This window comes from Lentzea sp. NPDC037011, assembly GCF_055607425.1.
This window is the reverse complement of sequence record NZ_JBVJRT010000012.1, coordinates 70,173-87,111: the sequence shown is the minus strand read 5'-3', so window position 1 is coordinate 87,111 and position 16,939 is coordinate 70,173. Positions and strand designations below refer to the sequence as shown.

The 16,939-nt window shown below is 71.1% G+C and carries 13 protein-coding genes; 3 read left to right on the top strand and 10 right to left on the bottom strand.

Translation table 11 applies throughout. The features are described from left to right. Positions 1 to 4 precede the first annotated feature (4 nt). The 3 genes from ACZ7CH_RS32360 to ACZ7CH_RS32350 form a co-directional block, all read right to left on the bottom strand. The gene (locus ACZ7CH_RS32360; RefSeq protein WP_470375688.1) at positions 5 to 2,482 is read right to left on the bottom strand and encodes a rhomboid family intramembrane serine protease; all 2,478 of its coding nucleotides are present in this window, start codon (positions 2,480 to 2,482) and stop codon (positions 5 to 7) included. Beyond that, complete coding sequence (locus ACZ7CH_RS32355) at positions 2,479 to 3,780, bottom strand: alpha/beta hydrolase (protein ID WP_470370641.1); 1,302 nt, start codon at positions 3,778 to 3,780, stop codon at positions 2,479 to 2,481. Before ACZ7CH_RS32355 ends, ACZ7CH_RS32360 begins: the two co-directional genes overlap by 4 nt. Positions 3,781 to 3,871: 91 nt before the next feature. Beyond that, on the bottom strand, positions 3,872 to 4,810 hold the full coding sequence (locus ACZ7CH_RS32350; protein ID WP_470375687.1) for an iron-containing alcohol dehydrogenase: 939 nt from the start codon (positions 4,808 to 4,810) through the stop codon (positions 3,872 to 3,874). A 99-nt stretch (positions 4,811 to 4,909) separates the two neighbouring features. Here ACZ7CH_RS32350 and ACZ7CH_RS32345 point away from each other — a divergent pair, with 99 nt between their 5' ends. Beyond that, positions 4,910 to 6,760: a Xaa-Pro dipeptidyl-peptidase gene (locus ACZ7CH_RS32345; RefSeq protein WP_458430806.1), complete on the top strand. Its 1,851-nt coding sequence runs from the start codon at positions 4,910 to 4,912 to the stop codon at positions 6,758 to 6,760. A gap of 39 nt (positions 6,761 to 6,799) precedes the next feature. Further along, on the top strand, positions 6,800 to 8,824 hold the full coding sequence (recQ, locus tag ACZ7CH_RS32340) for a DNA helicase RecQ (protein ID WP_360390132.1): 2,025 nt from the start codon (positions 6,800 to 6,802) through the stop codon (positions 8,822 to 8,824). 7 nt (positions 8,825 to 8,831) lie between these two features. On the opposite strand, the gene ACZ7CH_RS32335 is transcribed toward recQ, so the two are convergent. The 3 genes from ACZ7CH_RS32335 to ACZ7CH_RS32325 form a co-directional block, all read right to left on the bottom strand. Next, complete coding sequence (locus tag ACZ7CH_RS32335) at positions 8,832 to 9,521, bottom strand: RlpA-like double-psi beta-barrel domain-containing protein (RefSeq protein ID WP_458430808.1); 690 nt, start codon at positions 9,519 to 9,521, stop codon at positions 8,832 to 8,834. Between the two features lie 52 nt (positions 9,522 to 9,573). Next, a complete protein-coding gene (locus ACZ7CH_RS32330) occupies positions 9,574 to 11,604 on the bottom strand; it encodes a hypothetical protein (RefSeq protein WP_470375686.1) in 2,031 nt (676 codons plus the stop codon). 237 nt (positions 11,605 to 11,841) lie between these two features. Then, on the bottom strand, positions 11,842 to 12,030 hold the full coding sequence (locus ACZ7CH_RS32325) for an antitoxin (protein ID WP_360390123.1): 189 nt from the start codon (positions 12,028 to 12,030) through the stop codon (positions 11,842 to 11,844). 167 nt (positions 12,031 to 12,197) lie between these two features. Between ACZ7CH_RS32325 and ACZ7CH_RS32320 the strand changes: the two genes are divergently transcribed. Then, positions 12,198 to 12,893 (top strand): peptidylprolyl isomerase, encoded by a 696-nt coding sequence (locus ACZ7CH_RS32320; protein WP_360390121.1) that lies wholly within the window; start codon positions 12,198 to 12,200, stop codon positions 12,891 to 12,893. Positions 12,894 to 12,897: 4 nt separating this feature from the next. Here the strand turns inward: ACZ7CH_RS32320 and ACZ7CH_RS32315 are convergent, their stop codons facing one another. The 4 genes from ACZ7CH_RS32315 to ACZ7CH_RS32300 all read right to left on the bottom strand — a co-directional run bounded on the left by ACZ7CH_RS32315 (position 12,898) and on the right by ACZ7CH_RS32300 (position 16,917). Continuing rightward, the gene (locus tag ACZ7CH_RS32315) at positions 12,898 to 13,491 is read right to left on the bottom strand and encodes a TetR/AcrR family transcriptional regulator (protein WP_360390118.1); all 594 of its coding nucleotides are present in this window, start codon (positions 13,489 to 13,491) and stop codon (positions 12,898 to 12,900) included. Between the two features lie 63 nt (positions 13,492 to 13,554). Next, positions 13,555 to 14,715, bottom strand: a complete 1,161-nt coding sequence (locus ACZ7CH_RS32310) for an acyl-CoA dehydrogenase family protein (protein WP_470375685.1) — start codon at positions 14,713 to 14,715, stop codon at positions 13,555 to 13,557. 1 nt (position 14,716) lies between these two features. After that, on the bottom strand, positions 14,717 to 15,796 hold the full coding sequence (locus tag ACZ7CH_RS32305; protein ID WP_470375684.1) for a CaiB/BaiF CoA transferase family protein: 1,080 nt from the start codon (positions 15,794 to 15,796) through the stop codon (positions 14,717 to 14,719). Continuing rightward, positions 15,793 to 16,917 (bottom strand): Glu/Leu/Phe/Val family dehydrogenase, encoded by a 1,125-nt coding sequence (locus ACZ7CH_RS32300; protein ID WP_360390109.1) that lies wholly within the window; start codon positions 16,915 to 16,917, stop codon positions 15,793 to 15,795. The genes ACZ7CH_RS32305 and ACZ7CH_RS32300 overlap by 4 nt, the downstream gene beginning before the upstream one ends. Positions 16,918 to 16,939 lie beyond the last annotated feature (22 nt).

Here is a 16,939-nt window from a genome sequence, read left to right as displayed (position 1 = left end):
CAGGTCAGCGCACGGGCGCGGGCTCGCGGTCGCGGGAACGGATGATCATCTTGCCGGCCAGGCGGACGCCCTGCCGCGCGTTCAGGTGCGGCAGGTAGGCGCGGCTCACCGCGTTGGCGATGCGGGGCAGCGCCGCCGAGTCCGGGTACGCCATGAACATCGGCCGGTAGGTCGGCTGGAACTTCGCCTTGAACGCGAACAGCGACCGGAACCCGTACACCGGCTCCAGCACCTGCCCGGTGAGGTCCAGCACGCGCTGCACCCCGCGCGGGGGTTCGCCGCGGTCGAGGCGGGCCAGCGGGGCGCCGGACAGGCTGAGGAACCGTGCGCCCTCCTCCTTCAGCGACGTCGCGGCGGAGGCGATCAGGAACTCCATCGAGCCGCGGAACCCCTCCGAGCGGCGGCGCATGAAGTCCAGCGTCCAGCCCACGACCTCGCCGTCGGCGTAGACCGGCAGCCAGCTCGTGACACCGTGCACCGTGCGGTCGGCGTCGACCGCTATCAGGCAGCGCACCCCCTCTCCGGTCAGCTCCTCCAGCCCGCCGAGCGTGAACCCCATCTCGGGCAGGCCCTTGTCCGCCACCCACTCCGCCGAGATCGACCGGATCTGGTCGGTGATCGCGAACGGTGCGTCGGCGAAGGTGCACCACTCCGCGGTGATGCCCGCCTTCGCCGCCTTGTTCAGCGCGGTGCGGACGTCCTGCCACTTCTTGCCCGTGAAGCTCAGCGCCTCCAGCTCCACCACGGTGTCCTCGGCGACCTGCACGGCCGACCAGCCGAGGCCCGCCACCGCGTCCCTGGTCGCCGCGCCCACGCTGTACAGGCACGGCGTCCAGCCGTTGCGCGCGCAGAACTCGGCGAACCCGCGCACGGCCGCGAGCGGCGCCGGACCGATCGGGTCGCCGACGGTCAGCGCGATCGTCGCGACCACCCGGTACGCGATGGCCGTCTCGCCGTCGGGCGTGAACCAGTACTGGTTGCCGCGCCACGTCGTCATGTACGACAACGACGAACCGCCGTGACGCCGCATCAACGCACGCGCGCGCTCGGCCGCCTCGGTGCACGCGGTCGGCCAGGAACGCCACGACGCCATCAGCAGACCGGCGAGCGCGATCAGCCAGAACACCACGCCGGTGTACTCGAACAGCAGCGCGCCCACGAACCCGTCCGCCGAGAACTGCAACGGCACGAGCCCGACCAGGTACCCCGGCGGCAGGAACCGCGCGGGCAGGTCGGCGAGCAGCTCGGAGAACCCCGGCGCCGGCGTGAGCTCGTCGCGCACCAGGTACCCGCCGAACACGTACAGCGCCGACAGCAGCGCCACACTGCCCAGCGTGAACCGCCAGAACCGCACCACGGCACGCCGGGGCAGCGCGACGTCGAAATGACGACGCGTCACCAGCAGCACGACCGTGATCGCGAGCGGCACCAGCATCGGCACGCTGTACGAGAACGCCAGGTCCAGCGCCCCGCGTTCGGGGATCTGCGCCGCCTCCACGACGTACCACCCGATGAACGCCGCGTACGCCGCGTTGCAGACCAGCGCCGACCACCACGCGAACCGCCGTCCGCGCCGCAGGCCTTCCGCGAGCACCAGCAGCAGCATCGCCGGCAGCACCGACATCACCAGCGCCGGGAACCGCCCGTACGACAGCTGGACCAGCATCGTCCGGCACAGGTCCACCGCGTCCGGGTTGCCGCACACGACCGCCACCTCGTCCTGCGACGGCTGCACGACCGCCACGACGTCGGCGAACCACCACAGCGGACCGTCCTGGTTGGGCGACAGCATCGCCACCACCGGTCCCAGCGCCGAGGCCGCCAGCAGCAACGCCACCAGCACCCGCGTCTCCTGCAACGTGCGCGCCCTGTGCTCGCCACCTCCCTTCAGGAACAACGCTCCGACCAGCAGACCCACCACACCACCGGACAGCCGGAGCAGGTCCTCCAACCATCCCGAGTAGAGCGTAAGGACCAGCACCGACAAGATCGTGAACAAGCGCACCCGGCGCCGCCACAGCGGTGGCAGGCGGAACGTCAGCGCCAGCGCGAGCCCCACCCCGCCGATCGACGGCCCCGCGGCCACGTGGCCGACCAGCGAGTCCAGCCACCACCAGCCCGCGGCCTGCCCGAGCAGCACCCACGAGATCCCCAGGAACGCGCCGACCACGTGCGACACCAGGAAGATCGCCGCTGTCCGCAGCGACCCGAACTCCCGTTCCGCCAGCGCGCCGAAGACCAGCAGGAACACCGTCGTCGCGACGTAGCCCGGCAGGTCCATCGCCCACAGCACCGAGGTCAGCACCGTCCACGCCGGACTGTCCGTGCCGAACCCGACCCGCTCCAGCACCTCGTCGACCGGCGGCGCCAGCGTCCCGACGGTCCAGAACACCACCAGGAACGAGCACGTCAGCGGTGCCGTCCGGAACAACCGCGCGATCATCCGCCGCGCCCTGCGCGCCACGGCCACCACCCCGTTCACCTGCTCAACCCCGTCCGCGCCGCGAGCCACGGCAGCGCGTGTTCGTAAAGCCCGGCCCGCCACACGTTCCAGTCGTGCCCGCCGGGCAGCTCGTGCCGCACCACGTCCATGCCCGCCTTGCGGCAGACTTCGAGCACCAGCGCGTTCGCCTCGCGGAACCCCGGGTCGCCCAGGCCGACGACGATGACCCCCGCGGTGTGCGGGAACCGTTCGCGCGCGAGGACGTCCAGCGGGTTGACCCGCAGGAACGCCGCCTCGTCCCCGGCGAAGGCGGCCTTGACGGTCTCCTCGCGCGTGCCGAGCGTGGGCTCGGCCTGGCCGCTGAGGTCGATGAAGTTGCCGTAGACGTCCGGCGCGCGCACGGCCAGCTGGAACGAGCACGTGCCGCCGTGCGAGAACCCGCCGACGGTCCACGCCTCCCGGCGTTCGTCCACGGTCAGCCGCTTCCTGACCCACGCGGGCACGTCCCGCGCGAGGTACGTCTCCGACTGCCCGAGCTTCGAGTCGAGGCAGAGCGGGTTCGCCGTCACCGCACCGAGCTGGTCGGGCACCACCACGACCGGCGCGAGCCCGTCGTGCGCGCGTGCGAACGCGTCCATGTTCTCGACGAGCCGTCCGGCGTCGTGCCAATCGCGCGGACTGCCCGGTTGACCCGCCATCAGCACGATGACGGGCAATCGGGGCCGTGGGGTCGCCGAGTACGCCGGTGGCAGGTACACCCACGCCGGACGTGCCTTGAAGGCGCCCGGGATGTCGACCTCGGAGACCGTCCCCTTGTCCGGCAGGTCCGGCGGCTTGCGCCACACGTCGGCCAGCCGCTTGCCCGCGGGCACCTCGAGGACGGCCGAACCGGGCTTCGCGGCCTCGTCGAGGTCCACGGTCGGGTTGCTGAAGACCTCCAGCGCCGCCCGCATCGTCGGGTACTGCCCGAAGAACGCGTTCGTCGCCGTCACCGCGCTCGACACGACGACAAGAGCGGCCACCACGCTCAACGTGCGCAGGTACCACCGCCCGGCCCGCAGCCGCGCGACCGCCAGGCAGAGACCGACCAGTGCCGCGCCCAGCCACCCGAGCAGGACCGCCGGCAGCGGTTCCGGCCACGGTTTCCACACGTGGTCGACCACGTACGCCAGCCCCGCGACGACCAGCGCACAGCCCAGCACGGTCAACGGCAGCACGCGCGTCCACCACGTCCGTTTCGCCCGCATCGCCAGGAAGAGCAGCGCGACCACGCCCGCGGCAGTCGCGGCGACGGGGATCGGCCCGTGTAGCAGGGACAGATCCAAGGGGCTGGACATGCCGTCAGTTCATCAGCAGATCTACAGGTTCCACATCGGAGATTGGTCTCGGTTCGATGACGTGAACATCAGCCTTAAGGCTGACAACGCTTCAGCTGATCGGTGCGTCGCGCCACGCGTTCGCCAGCACGCGCAAGGCCTCCGGGTGCTCGGCGATCTCCGCGGCGCGGGACAAATCGGACTCCGTCAATCCCAGCTCCCGCAACGAGGTCGCGGCTCCGAACCGTGCCGCGGTGTCGTGGACGCGCCCGCCCAGGTCGGCGGGTGCGGTGTGGGGGAGCAACACCGTGTGTGTTGCGGCATGGGGCATTCCGAACGATCCACCCAAAACGTGCGCCAGTTTGTGGTGCAGCCCCATGGGAACCGACGCCAGGCACGTTCCCGCCAACCACGCCGAGTACAACAACTCGGTCCGTGCGTCCACCGTGGACGGATCGTCAGCCAGTGCGTGCAAGATGCCGTCGATGGCCTTGACGGCGATGGCGTCGATCAACGGGTTCTCGTTGCCGCGTGCCGTCACGGCGTGCGCGAGCGCGTTCACGGCGCTGGTCACCGTGACGTCCAGCGGCAGGTCCAGCGTCAGGTCGACGTCGTAGACAACCGTGTCCGGCTGCGCCGCCGCGTCCCGCCGGGTCCTCTTCAGCCCGTCCGCCGTCTCGCCCAGCACCGGCGTGACCTCGGAGCCCGCGTAGGTCGTCGGAACGATGACCTGGGGCACGCCCGCGCGCACCGACAACGCCTTCGCGAGCCCGGTGCCGGACCCGCCACCGACCGACACGACGCAGTCCGCGCCGTGCTCGCGCAGCACCGCGAGCGCCCGGTCGGTGACCTCGACCGGGGTGTGCACGGTGGCGCCGGTGAACCGGGCCGCGAGCAGCGGTCCCAGCGCCTCGGCGACCCGGTCGCCGCCGTGCCGGGCGATCAGCAGGACCCGCGCGGCGCCCAGGCGCTCGACCTCGGCGGGTACGGAGGAGGAGGTGCCGCGACCGAACACGATCCGCGTGCGCGCCGGCTCGAAGGTGAAGCTCACGAGGTCGTATGTTCAGCGCCACGGGGACCGGCCGCAACTCTGCGGAACCAGACTTTCGACTCTGCTAGGTGACTTTGTCACTCCGTAGCGTGAAAGTTCATGAACCGTGCTCGTGTTGTAGTGGCGTTAGTAGGGGCCCTGACCCTCGCGCCAATCCCTGCCACAGCGGCGACACCGGCGTTCACCCTGTCCGGCGGCGTGTCCGCTCCCATCCACTCGATGGCCGACGCCGTCCGCGAGAGCGTCTGGGTCGACACCGGCCTCGACCTCGACGGCGACGGCCGCGGCGACCGCGTCACGGCCGACGTCATCAGACCCGCCACCACCGGGCGCGTGCCCGTGATCATGGACGCCAGCCCGTACTACCAGAGCGCGGGCCGCGGCAACGAGAGCGAGGTCAAGACCTACGACTCGGCCGGCGTCCCGGTGAAGTTCCCGCTCTTCTACGACAACTACTTCGTCCCGCGCGGCTACGCCGTCGTGCTGGTCGACTTCCTCGGCACGAACCGGTCGCGCGGCTGCGTCGACGTCGGCGGGCGGGCGGAGATCGCGTCCGCCAGCGCCGTGATCGACTGGCTCAACGGCCGCCGGACCGGCTACACGACCGTCACCGGCAGCACGACGAAGTCCGCGAGCTGGTCGACCGGCGCCGTCGGCATGATCGGCAAGTCGTGGGACGGCTCCATCGCGAACGGCGTCGCGGCGACCGGTATCGACGGTTTGAAGACCATCGTCCCGATTGCCGCTATCAGCTCGTGGTACGACTGGTTCCGTTCCGACGGCGTCTCCTACCGCAGCTACAGCTCCCCGACGGGCCTGGGTTCGCAGTTCGAGAACTCCAACGCCAGCTCGCGCTGTGGTGCCGTGCGCACGGAGATCAACAACGGCTCTCCGGCCAACGGCGACTACACGGCCATGTGGCAGCAACGCGACTTCGTGCGCAACGCCTCGCGTGTGAAGGCGTCCGTCTTCGCCATCCACGGCCAGAACGACCTCAACGTGAAGACGCTGCAGTACGGCCAGTTCTGGGACGCGCTGCCGGCGACCGTGCCGAAGAAGCTGTGGTTTTCGCAGACCGCGCACGTCGACCCGTTCGACTTCCGGCGCGCCGAATGGGTGCCGACGCTGCACCGGTGGTTCGACCGCTGGCTGCTCGACGTGCCCAACGGCATCGAGAACGAGGCCCAGGCGTCCGTCGAACGCAACCCGGACCAGTGGGAGGACACGCAGACGTGGCCGCCCGCCGGGACCACCACGCAGGTGCTGCGGCCTTCTGCCGCGGGCCTCGGCACGACGCCCGGTACCGGGACCGCGGCGTTCACCGACAACGGCAGCGGCACGCCGTCCTCGTGGCTCTCCGGCTCGAACACCGGCCGGGTCGTCCACTCGACCGCGCCGCTGACGTCGGACCTGCTGGTCGCGGGCACGTCGTCGATCACGGTGGGGGTGTCGTCCTCGACGCCGACCGCGCACCTCACGGCGTACCTCGTCGACTACGGCCCGGCGCGGGTCCGCACCGGTGAGGGCATCCGCACGCTGACCGCGGAGTCGTGCTGGGGCGAGAGCCGCACCGGCGACGACGCCTGCTACCGCAACACCGAGACCACGGCGGGCAACGTCGACGCGCAGGTCATCGCGCGCGGGTGGGCCGACCTCGCGAACTACGAGTCGCGTTCCACCACGCGCACCATCACGCCGGGCACCAAGTACCGCATCACGTTCCGGCTGTCCACAACGGACCACCTCGTCCCGGCGGGCCACCGCCTGGGCCTGCTGATCGGCGGCACCGACTCCAGCGTGATCGTCGCGCCGGGTCGGCTGCCCCGGCTGACCGTGGACCTGGCGGACACCTCGGTGCGGGTCCCGATCCGCGGCACGGTGCCGGCCGCGTCCGCCGCCCCGATCACCGCGCTCAGCGTTTCCGCAGGTACGCAGAGCGCGCTGGGCTAGCTCCCCGAGTTGTCGGTGCCGCTCGCTAGCATCGGCGGCATGGGTTCAACCGACCACGGAGACGCGCTGCAGGTCCTGCAGCGCGTCTTCGGGTACCCCGAGTTCCGCGGCGAGCAGGCCGACATCGTCGAGCACGTGATCGCGGGCGGCGACGCGCTCGTGCTCATGCCGACCGGCGGCGGCAAGTCGTTGTGCTACCAGATCCCGGCGCTGGTGCGGTCCGGCACCGGCGTGGTGATCTCCCCGCTCATCGCGCTGATGCAGGACCAGGTCGACGCGCTGCGCGCCCTCGGCGTGCGCGCGGGCTTCCTCAACTCGTCGCTGTCGTGGGACGAGCGCCGGATGGTGGAGGCGGAGTTCGTCGCGGGCGAGCTCGACCTGCTCTACCTCGCGCCCGAGCGGCTCAGCTCCGAGGCGACCGTGCAGCTGCTCGACAAGGCCGACATCGCGCTGTTCGCGATCGACGAGGCGCACTGCGTCTCGCAGTGGGGCCACGACTTCCGGCCCGACTACCTCTCGCTCGCCCACCTGCACGAACGCTGGCCGAAGGTCCCGCGGATCGCCCTCACCGCCACCGCGACCGAGGCGACCCGCAAGGAGATCCTCACGCGCCTCGACCTCGGCGACGGCCGCCTGTTCGTCTCCAGCTTCGACCGCCCGAACATCCAGTACCGGATCGTGCCGAAGAAGGAGCCCAAGAAGCAGCTCCTCGACCTGCTGCGCGGCGAGCACGCCGGTGACGCGGGCATCGTCTACTGCCTGTCGCGCGCCTCGGTCGAGAAGACCGCCGAGTTCCTGGTGGCGAACGGCGTCGAGGCGCTGCCGTACCACGCGGGCCTCGACGCCTCGGTCCGCCAGCGCAACCAGGCCCGCTTCCTGCGCGAGGACGGCCTGGTCATGGTCGCCACCATCGCCTTCGGCATGGGCATCGACAAGCCGGACGTCCGGTTCGTCGCCCACCTCGACCTGCCGAAGTCCGTCGAGGGCTACTACCAGGAGACCGGCCGCGCGGGCCGCGACGGCCTGCCGTCCACCGCCTGGCTCGCCTACGGCCTCGCCGACGTCGTGCAGCAGCGCAAGATGATCGAGTCCTCGGAGGGAGACCAGGCGTTCCGCCGCCGCAGCCAGGCGCACCTCGACGCGATGCTCGCCCTCTGCGAGACCGTCAACTGCCGCCGCACCTCGCTGCTCGACTACTTCGGAGAACCCGGCACCCCCTGCGGCAACTGCGACACCTGCCTCACCCCGCCCGAGTCGTGGGACGGCACGGTCGCGGCCCAGAAGCTCCTCTCCACGGTCTGGCGCCTGCGCACCGAGCGCAACCAGAAGTTCGGTGCCGGCCAGGCCATCGACATCCTGTTGGGCCGCAAGACCGCCAAGGTCCTGCAGTTCGACCACGACCGCCTCAGCACCTTCGGCCTCGGCGAGGACCTCACCGAGTCGGAGTGGCGCGGTGTGGTCCGCCAGCTCCTCGCCCAGGGCCTCCTCGCCGTGGAGGGCGAGTACTCCACGCTCGTCCTCACGCCGGCCAGCGGCGACGTCCTGTCCCGCAAGCGCACGGTCATGATGCGCAAGGACATGACCCCGGCCCGCTCCACCACCCGCACCGCCACACCGGGTGCCAAGCCGAAGGCCGCCGCCGACCTCCCCGCGGAGGCCGCCCCGCTCTTCGAGACCCTCCGCAAGTGGCGCGCCGACCAGGCCCGCACGCAGGCGGTCCCGGCCTACGTGATCTTCAACGACGCCACCCTCCGCGGCATCGCGGCCTCCCGCCCCACCACGCTCGCGGCCCTCGGCACCGTCAGCGGTGTGGGCCAGGCCAAGCTGACCAAGTACGGCACCGCGGTCCTCGAACTGGTGGCCGACGCCGGTCCCGGTGCCGCGGCACCGGACCAGGCGCTCCTCGGCACCGGCACCCCGGCGAAGCCCGCGCGGTCCGCCCGGCCGTCGTCGCGCGCCACCGCGGCCGGTGCCTGGGCCCCCGGCGCCTCGGACGACGACGGGTTCTCCTCGCTGCCGGAACCGGAGGAGTGGCCCGAGCCCGAGGAGCCCCTCGACTGGTGACGGGGCCTCACCCCACCACTTCGATCCGCACCCCGCCCACCACGTTCCTGCCCGACGTCCCGACCGCGGCGAATCCCGTCCGGTTCAACACCAGGCACCCGCGTCCCACCCCGACGACGGGCGCTGTCACCTGCCGCCCGCTGTCCAGGTGCGTCACCCGCACCACGGTCCCGACCGGCAGGACGGACGAGAACGCCTCGGGTGCCCCGCCCACGTCGGACAACGCGACCGAAGCCCCCTCGCACACAACTCGTCCCGCGGTCCCGGAAGCCCGCACCTGTGCCTTCGCCGACGGGTCCGGCGCCGGCGCATTTCCCACTATCTCCACGAGCACGCGCCGGAGAACCGTTTCCGCTCCACCTCGCGCGGCGTCCGGCGACCGCAGCGTCTCGTACGCCGCGTAGTTCAGCACCGCGCACTTCTGCGCCGTTCCCACCACGGGAACGGTGATCCTGCGCTTGTTGGCCAGGTTCGTGATGCGCAGTGAGGTCCCCACCGGGATCTGGTCCGACAACACCCCGGCCGGCCCGCCGACCTCTTTGAGCTCAAGTGGTTCCCCGGCGCAGACCTCCTTGCCGGCGACCGAGGTCTGCGCCGACGGCGAACCCGATCCAGCCAGAGCGAAGGCCGTACCCCCGACCGCGGCCACGACCGAGAACACCCCGGCGGCCGCGATCCAGCCCTTTGACCAGCGCATGTGCAACACCCGACCCTTCTGTCAGGCCGTACGGCCCGCGGAACGGCCCGGTTCAACGACGGGTGGCCCTCACCAGCGCGGTCGGGTCGCAGGCAGCCAGGTGGTCGCGCACCACGACGTGGGTGAAGCGGTACTCGCCGTCGACCCGCGTGAGCAGCAGCCGGTCCTCGGCGAGGTGCAGCAAAGCCGTGCGGCGGAACGACAACTCACCCAGCGACAACGGCCGGGTGAGGCCTTCCGCCGCCCATTCCGCGAGCGCGTCGAACGGCCAGACGTAGTCGCGGGCGGCGACCGGTGTCACCATCAACCCGAGCGCGACGCCCAGCGCCGCACCCCACGACCCGAACGACGCGATGCCGCCCAGCAGCCCCACCGCACCGGCCAACGGCACCGCGGGCTGCACCCACCACGGCCGGCCGAGCCGCATCCGCTGGTGCTGTGCCGGGCGCACCGTGCGCCACACCCGTCCCACCGCCGCCGCGAACACGCCGCCCGCCACACCCGCGGAGAACCCCAGTCCCATACCGGCCAGGACGGAATGCGGCCCGACCCACACCATGGACACACCGGGCGCCGCCGTGATCAGGATCGACCACGGCACAGGCGCGTCACCGGGGACAAAACCCAATGCCAAGAAGAATGTCGCCACCACCACGAACGCATACGCGGCGAAGTACGGCCACGGCGTTGCTATCCCGCCGAGCCACAAACCCACGAAACCGACCAACAAGCCCATGACCAGACCGGCCAGGAAACCCATCCCGGCGGTTATCAGACCGTGTGCGCGCCCTGGCGGATGGAACACGTGCGGCAGCTTGTTCACCCACACCAGCATCAGCGAAGCCGACACCACGAACGTCAACGCGGACCAGAAGCCGAGCTGCAGCCCGGTTATGAACGTCACCGCACACACCCCACCGGCGAATGCGGCGGGTACGGCCCGGATGAACAGCAACCACAGCGGACGCGTCGGCAGCAGCGGTAACCACGCACGGCGGTGTGGCATGTGCACGGGCGCACCGAGGTCCGGTCGGCCGAGCCGGGCCAGGAACTTGAGCGCGCGGATCGCAGGACCGGCCCCGCGCTGACCGGAGAGCCGCTCGACGACGAAGGAACCGACGAGGTCCGTGCCGATCGTGTCGACCTGCTTGTCGAGGTGCGTCAGCGCCAGGAGGTTCAGCGCCAGCGGGGAGGTCAGCTGCTCCCACACCTCCGGGGTCAGCGCGGCCTCCAGGCTGTCGAGCCGCGGGCTGACCGACGCGACGTACTCCAGCACCTCGCCGCGGGACAGGGGGTCGACGTGGACGGACGGCAGGTTCTCGATGGGTCCGGTCGAGACCACGACCGAGGCGAACGGCGCCAGTTCGGACTCGCAGTGCTCGCGGTCGGCGCGCGGCACCTCGTCGAGCCCGTCGACCAGCACGGCCACCCGGTTCCGGCGCAGCCAGATCGTGCCGGCGGAGCGGCTGATCCCGTAGCGGCGGTTCATCTCGCGCAGCAGCCACGCGGTGAACTCGGTGGGCTTGCGCGCGCCGTACGGCCGCCAGGTCGCGAGGTCGACCACGACCGGGATCGGTGCGCCGGGGTCGTTGCGGGCCCGTTCCACGAGCACCAGGCAGAGTTCGCGCAGCAGCGTCGACCGGCCGCTGCCGACCGGTCCGACCAGCACCATCGTGTGGCCGAGCCGGTCGTACACGGCGGGCAGGTCGGTGGAGGAGATCTCGTCGCCGTCCGCACGGACGGACAGCTTCGGCTGGCGCAGCACACCGAGCTTGACCTGGGTCTGCGCGGCGAGCGAGGAGGCGAGCAGGGCCTTGACCCGCGCCTCGACCCGGTTCAGCGCGGCCGACCGGCTCGACGTCTCGTGCCCGCGGACCCGTTCCCAGACGGCCAGGACCACCGCGACCAGCACGATCACGCCCACCGCCGGCCACAGCCAGCGCCCGAACTCGCCGAGGAACTCCGGAGCGGTGCCGCCGGTGCTGACGCTGATCGCCGCCGGGAGCAGCAGGAGGACCGTGACCAGGCACAACCCGGCCAACGCGGTGAGCCGTGCCGCTCTCGACAGCCCGCTCGGATCCACCTTCACCTCCGCGATCCCGGCGAACGACGGTAACCGGGACGGCAGGATCGCGGAAGTAACTCGGACGGGTGGTGCGCAGACAGCGCGTTCGGCGGTTTCCCGCCTCACTCACATGCGACTCACCCGCACGAACAGCCTCAGATGCCCACTTCCGGGGGTTCGGCTGCACGGGGTGCTGGTCGCGTGCTGAAGCGAAAGCGGCCGGCGCACTCCAGGTGAGTGCGCCGGCCGCGGAGGTCACTGCTGGCCGCCGAACTTCCGGAGACCTTCCTTGAGCTTGTCCTCGCCTTGGTCGATGTGCTCGCTGTGCTTGCCGCCGGTCTTCTCGTCGGCGAACTGGCCTGCGCGCTCCACGCCCTGGTCGACCTTGTCGCCGTGCTGACCGACGAGGTCCTTTGCCTTGTCCTTCAACTCGTCGAAGCCCATGACTGCATCACCTCCCTATGGAGTCGGGATACCCGGTCTGGCATCCGGTACACGTCGCTGGATGGGGTGAAGCGTGGCGAGCCACGCGTGGAGGGACACAGATGACCGGCAGCTGAGTGATCCGTTAACCCTTGCCGGGCCACGACCCCCTCCACTAGGAAACGCGCATGAGGCGAATCGCAGCTGGACTGGCGGTGGCGGCACTCGCCGTCGTCTTCGGCACGACGGGCACCGCGGCCGCGCAGGAAGACCTGGCCAGGCCGGACTGCGGCTACACCGCGACGCCCGAGGAGCCCGCCGCCCGCCCGGTGCCCGTGCCGCACGACCCCTGGTTCACCAGGGGCAAGGTGCTGGTCAAGGTCAAGACCAACCAGGGCGACATCCCGCTCGTGCTCGACCGCACCAAGGCGCCGTGCACCACGCACAGCTTCATCCACCTCGCCCACCGCGGCTTCTACAACAGCACCGAGTGCCACCGCCTCACCGCGTACCCGACGCTGAAGGTGCTGCAGTGCGGCGACCCGTCCAACACCGGCGAGGGCGGCCCTGGATACAGGTACCGGGACGAGCTGCCGACTGACCTGCAGCCCGTGCCGAACGACCCGACCGGCCAGCGCCGCATCTACCCGCGCGGCACGCTCGCCATGGCCAACGCCGGCCCGGACACCAACGGCTCGCAGTTCTTCCTCGTCCAGTCCGACTCGGTCCTGCGCCCGAACTACACCGTGTTCGGCCAGATCCTGCCCGAGGGCCTGAAGACGCTCGACAAGATCGCCGCCGGCGGCATCGCGGGGGAGAACCCGGTCGACGGCCGCCCGAACGTCAAGTCCGAGCTCAGGTGGGTGCTCCCGCTCGGCATCTGACCCGTCAGGCCCCGGAGCGGGCCCACCCCGACAACGCGCCGTAGAAGGCGTCCGAGAGCCGCCGGACCACCTGCTCGCCAGGGAGTCCGGCGGCTCTCGTGAGGTCGAGGATCTCCCGCGGGTCGAACAGCGCGTTGTGCAGGAACCGGCCCACCGGCAGCAGCGGGTCCGGCAGTGCCAGGTCGATCAGCACGCCGCGCAAGGCCCGGTCCCACGCGCGGCAGAACACCGCCGCCGTGGCGTCGGAGCAGCGCAGCCGGTCGAGGAACCCGCGCTGGGACCAGAACCGTGCGATCACCGGACCGTGCACGTCCTGCAGCTCGACCCAGTGCGCCACCTGGTGCTCGAACAGGTCCTTGCCGGTCTTGCGCGACTTCTCGCCGTGCTCGGCCAACGACGTCATGACGTCCTCGTGGTAGGCGACGACAAGCGCCTCCACGGACGGGAAGTGCCGATACGCGGTCGCCTGCGAAAGGCACGCCTCGCGAGCGATGGACTGCATCGTCGCCGTCGTCGGCTCCTCCCGCAGAACGTGCGTCGCCGCCTCCAGCAACCGCTTGCGGTTGCGGCGCGCGTCGCTGCGGCTGCTCGTGTCCACTGGCAGGACGTCCTCCCCGTCGAACGTCTTTCGACGAACTGCCAGTGCAGGATAGGGCGAAGATCAGCGGAATGCGGCGATTCCGGTCAACGCGTGGCCGATGGAGAGCAGGTGGATGTCGGAGGTCCCCTCGTAGGTCAGCACCGACTCCAGGTTGTTCGCGTGCCGCAGCGGCGAGTACTCCAGCGAGATGCCGTTCGCGCCGAGCACGGTCCGGCTCTCCCGAGCGATCGCGATGGCCGCCTCGACGTTGTTGAGCTTGCCGACGCTGATCTGCTCCGGCCTGAGCCGGCCCTCCTCCTTCAGCCGCGCGAGGTGCAGCGCGAGCAGCATGGCGTTGTTCACCTGCACCGCCATCGTCGCGAGCTTGCGCTGGGTCAGCTGGAACGCCGCGATCGGCTGGTCGAACTGGATCCGCGTGGCCGCGTAGCCCAGTGCCGTCCGCAGGCAGTCCCTGGCGGCACCGACCGCTCCGAACACGATCCCGAACCGGGCTTCGTTCAGGCACGACAGCGGTGCGCCCAGCGACGTCGCCCCCGGCAGGCGGGCGCTGTCGGGCAGCCGCACGCCCTCCAGGACCAGCTCGGACGTGACGGACGCCCGCATCGACAGCTTGTGCTTGATGTCGTGCGTCGTGAACCCCGGGGTGCCGCGCGGCACGAGGAACCCGCGGACGCCGTCGCCGGTCTGCGCCCACACGGTCGCGACGTCGGCCAGCCCGCCGTTCGTGATCCACGTCTTGGTGCCGTCGAGCACCCAGTCGGAGCCGTCGCGGACCGCGCGCGTGCGCATGCCCTTCGGGTTCGAGCCGTGGTCGGGCTCGGTCAGGCCGAAGCACCCGATCGCCTCGCCCGCCGCGAGCCTCGGCAGCCACTCCTGCTTCTGCTCCTCCGACCCGTACCGCCAGATCGAGAACATCGACAGCGAGCCCTGCACCGACACGAAGCTGCGGATGCCGCTGTCCACGGCCTCCAGCTCCAGGCACGCGAGCCCGTAGGCCAACGCCGACGTGCCCGCACACCCGTAGCCCTCCAGGTGCATGCCCAGCACACCGAGCTTGCCGAGCTCCCGCGCCAGCTCGCGCGGCAGCACGCCCTCCTCGAACCAGCCGGCGACGTGCGGCCGGACGTGGTCGGCCAGGAACGCCGCGACGGTGGCCTGGATGTCGCGCTCCTCGTCGCTCAGCAACGACGGGATGTCCAGCAGCTGCAACGGGTCCTGCACTTCACGGCTCCAGCTTCGGCGGGCGCAGCCGGTAGCTCACCGGCGTGCGCGACAGGCGGATGGGGTTCGCGACGAGCGTCATGCCGTCGATCGTCGTGGTCGGAGCGAGGCCGAGCGACTCGGCCAGCGCGAACGCGTGCGCGATGTCGTTCACCGGCCCGCACGGAACGCCCAGGGGCGTCAAGGTCTCGAACCAGTGCAGCGCCGGCCGTTCCCGCAGCTGCCGCGCGAGGACCTCGAACAACGCGTCCACGTTCTCCACCCGGTCCGGGTTCGTCGCGAACCGCGGGTCGGTCGCCAGCTCCGGCACGTCCAGCACCGAGCACAACCGGCGGAACTGCCGGTCGTTGCCCACCGCGAGCGCGATCGGCTGGTCGGCCGTCGGGAACACCTCGTACGGCGCGATCGACGGGTGCCGGTTGCCCAGCGGCTCCGGGATCGCACCGGCCAGCGTGAAGCCCGCGCTCTGGTTCACCATGCTGGACAACAACACCGACAGCAGGTCGAGCTCGACCCGCTGCCCCAGCCCGGTCTTCTCCCGGTGCCGCAGCGCGGCCAGGACGCCCACGCAGGCGTGCAGGCCCGTCAGGACGTCGACCAGCGCCACACCGGTCTTCACCGGCGTGCCGTCACCGGTCACGCTCATCAACCCGCCGACGGCCTGCACGAGCAGGTCGTAGCCAGGCAGGCCGGCCCCCTTGCCGGAGCCGAACCCGGAGATCGAGCAGTACACGAGGTCGTCGCGGCCGAGCGACTCGTAGTCCAGCCCGAACCTCTTCATCGTGCCGGGCTTGAAGTTCTCCACCACGACGTCGGCGCGCGCGATCAGCTCGCGCGCCTGCTCCCGGCCCGCCGCGGTGCCCAGGTCGATCTGCACGGACGTCTTGTTCCGGTTGACGGACAGGAAGTACGTGGCCTCGTCGCCGTGGTGAGGCGGACCCCACGTGCGGGTCTCGTCGCCCCGGCCGGGCTGTTCGACCTTGACCACTTCGGCACCCAGGTCACCGAGCACCATGGTCGCGTAGGGCGCGGCCAGCACCCTGCTGAAGTCGGCGATCACCACCCCTTCGAGCGAGCTCATGCGACCCGCCCCCGCAGCCGCATCGCCGCGAGCACGCGTTCCTGAGCCACCTCTCTCGCTGCTGCATGTGTTGTCGTACCCCGGTTGCGCGCTTCGGCGAGCACGGTGGCCGCGTTCGCGCGCAGCTTCACCGACACCGCGTCGAGCACCACCGCGGGGTCGACGGGGAACGGCGAGTACCGCGCGTCCATCCCGAAGGCCGCCGCGACCACGCCGCCGGCGTTCGCGATGAAGTCCGGCACCACGGTGATCCCGCGCGCGGCCAGCACCTCCTGCGCCGCGGGGGAGGTGGGCAGGTTCGCCCCCTCGACCACGAGCGCGGTGTCGAGCTCCTTCGCGAGATCGGCGTCGACGACGTCCTGCACCGCCGCGGGCACCAGCACGTCGCACGGCACCCGCAGCTCGGCGCCGAGCGCCCGCAGGGCACCGCCGCCGTGTTCCTCCACCGCGAGATCGCCGCACTCCGCGCGCAGCCGCAACAACCGGTCGACGTCAAGACCTCCGGCGTCCACCAACGCGCCGTGAACTGAAGAGACGGCCACCACGATCGCGCCCAGTTCGGCGCACCGCTTCGCCGTCGCGGCACCCACCGCGCCGAAGCCCTGGATCGCGACCCGCTTGCCGCGCAGGGGCATCAGCTCGTCCGCCACCTCGGCCACACCGAACCCGGTGACGCCCAGCTCGTCGTACGGCAAGCCGCCGAGTTGAGCCGGTGCGCCCATCATAGCGCCGCGGTCCGACAGTTCGTCCTGGACGATCGCGGCGTCCCGTTCGGTGAGGCCCATGTCGAGGCCCAGCACGTACTCGCGCGGCACCTCGTTCGACAGCTTGCGCGCGAACGCCCGCAGCGCCGCCTCCTTGCCGGGGGAGGCGGGGTCGAACCGGATCCCCGCCTTGGCGCCACCGAAGAAGAGGTCGACCCCGGCCCACTTCCACGTCATCACCCTGGCCAGCCGCGCGATCTCCGCGACCGTCACGCCGGGGCTCATCCGCGTGCCGCCCTTGCCCATGCCGCGCGCGGTGTTGTCGATGACCAGCACGCCCTTCATGCCGGTGCGCCGGTCCGACACCGCGACGACCTTCTCGGGTCCCCACTCGTCCATGAGCTGGAGAACGTCCACCGCACTTCCCCCTCCCGGTCGG

Coding starts and splice junctions, on each gene's coding strand:
- ACZ7CH_RS32335 (WP_458430808.1), bottom strand. CDS start 9,521: ATGCGCTGGTCAAAGGGCTGGATCGCGGCCGCCGGGGTGTTCTCGGTC.
- recQ (WP_360390132.1), top strand. CDS start 6,800: ATGGGTTCAACCGACCACGGAGACGCGCTGCAGGTCCTGCAGCGCGTC.
- ACZ7CH_RS32355 (WP_470370641.1), bottom strand. CDS start 3,780: ATGTCCAGCCCCTTGGATCTGTCCCTGCTACACGGGCCGATCCCCGTC.
- ACZ7CH_RS32320 (WP_360390121.1), top strand. CDS start 12,198: ATGAGGCGAATCGCAGCTGGACTGGCGGTGGCGGCACTCGCCGTCGTC.
- ACZ7CH_RS32325 (WP_360390123.1), bottom strand. CDS start 12,030: ATGGGCTTCGACGAGTTGAAGGACAAGGCAAAGGACCTCGTCGGTCAG.
- ACZ7CH_RS32305 (WP_470375684.1), bottom strand. CDS start 15,796: ATGAGCTCGCTCGAAGGGGTGGTGATCGCCGACTTCAGCAGGGTGCTG.
- ACZ7CH_RS32345 (WP_458430806.1), top strand. CDS start 4,910: ATGAACCGTGCTCGTGTTGTAGTGGCGTTAGTAGGGGCCCTGACCCTC.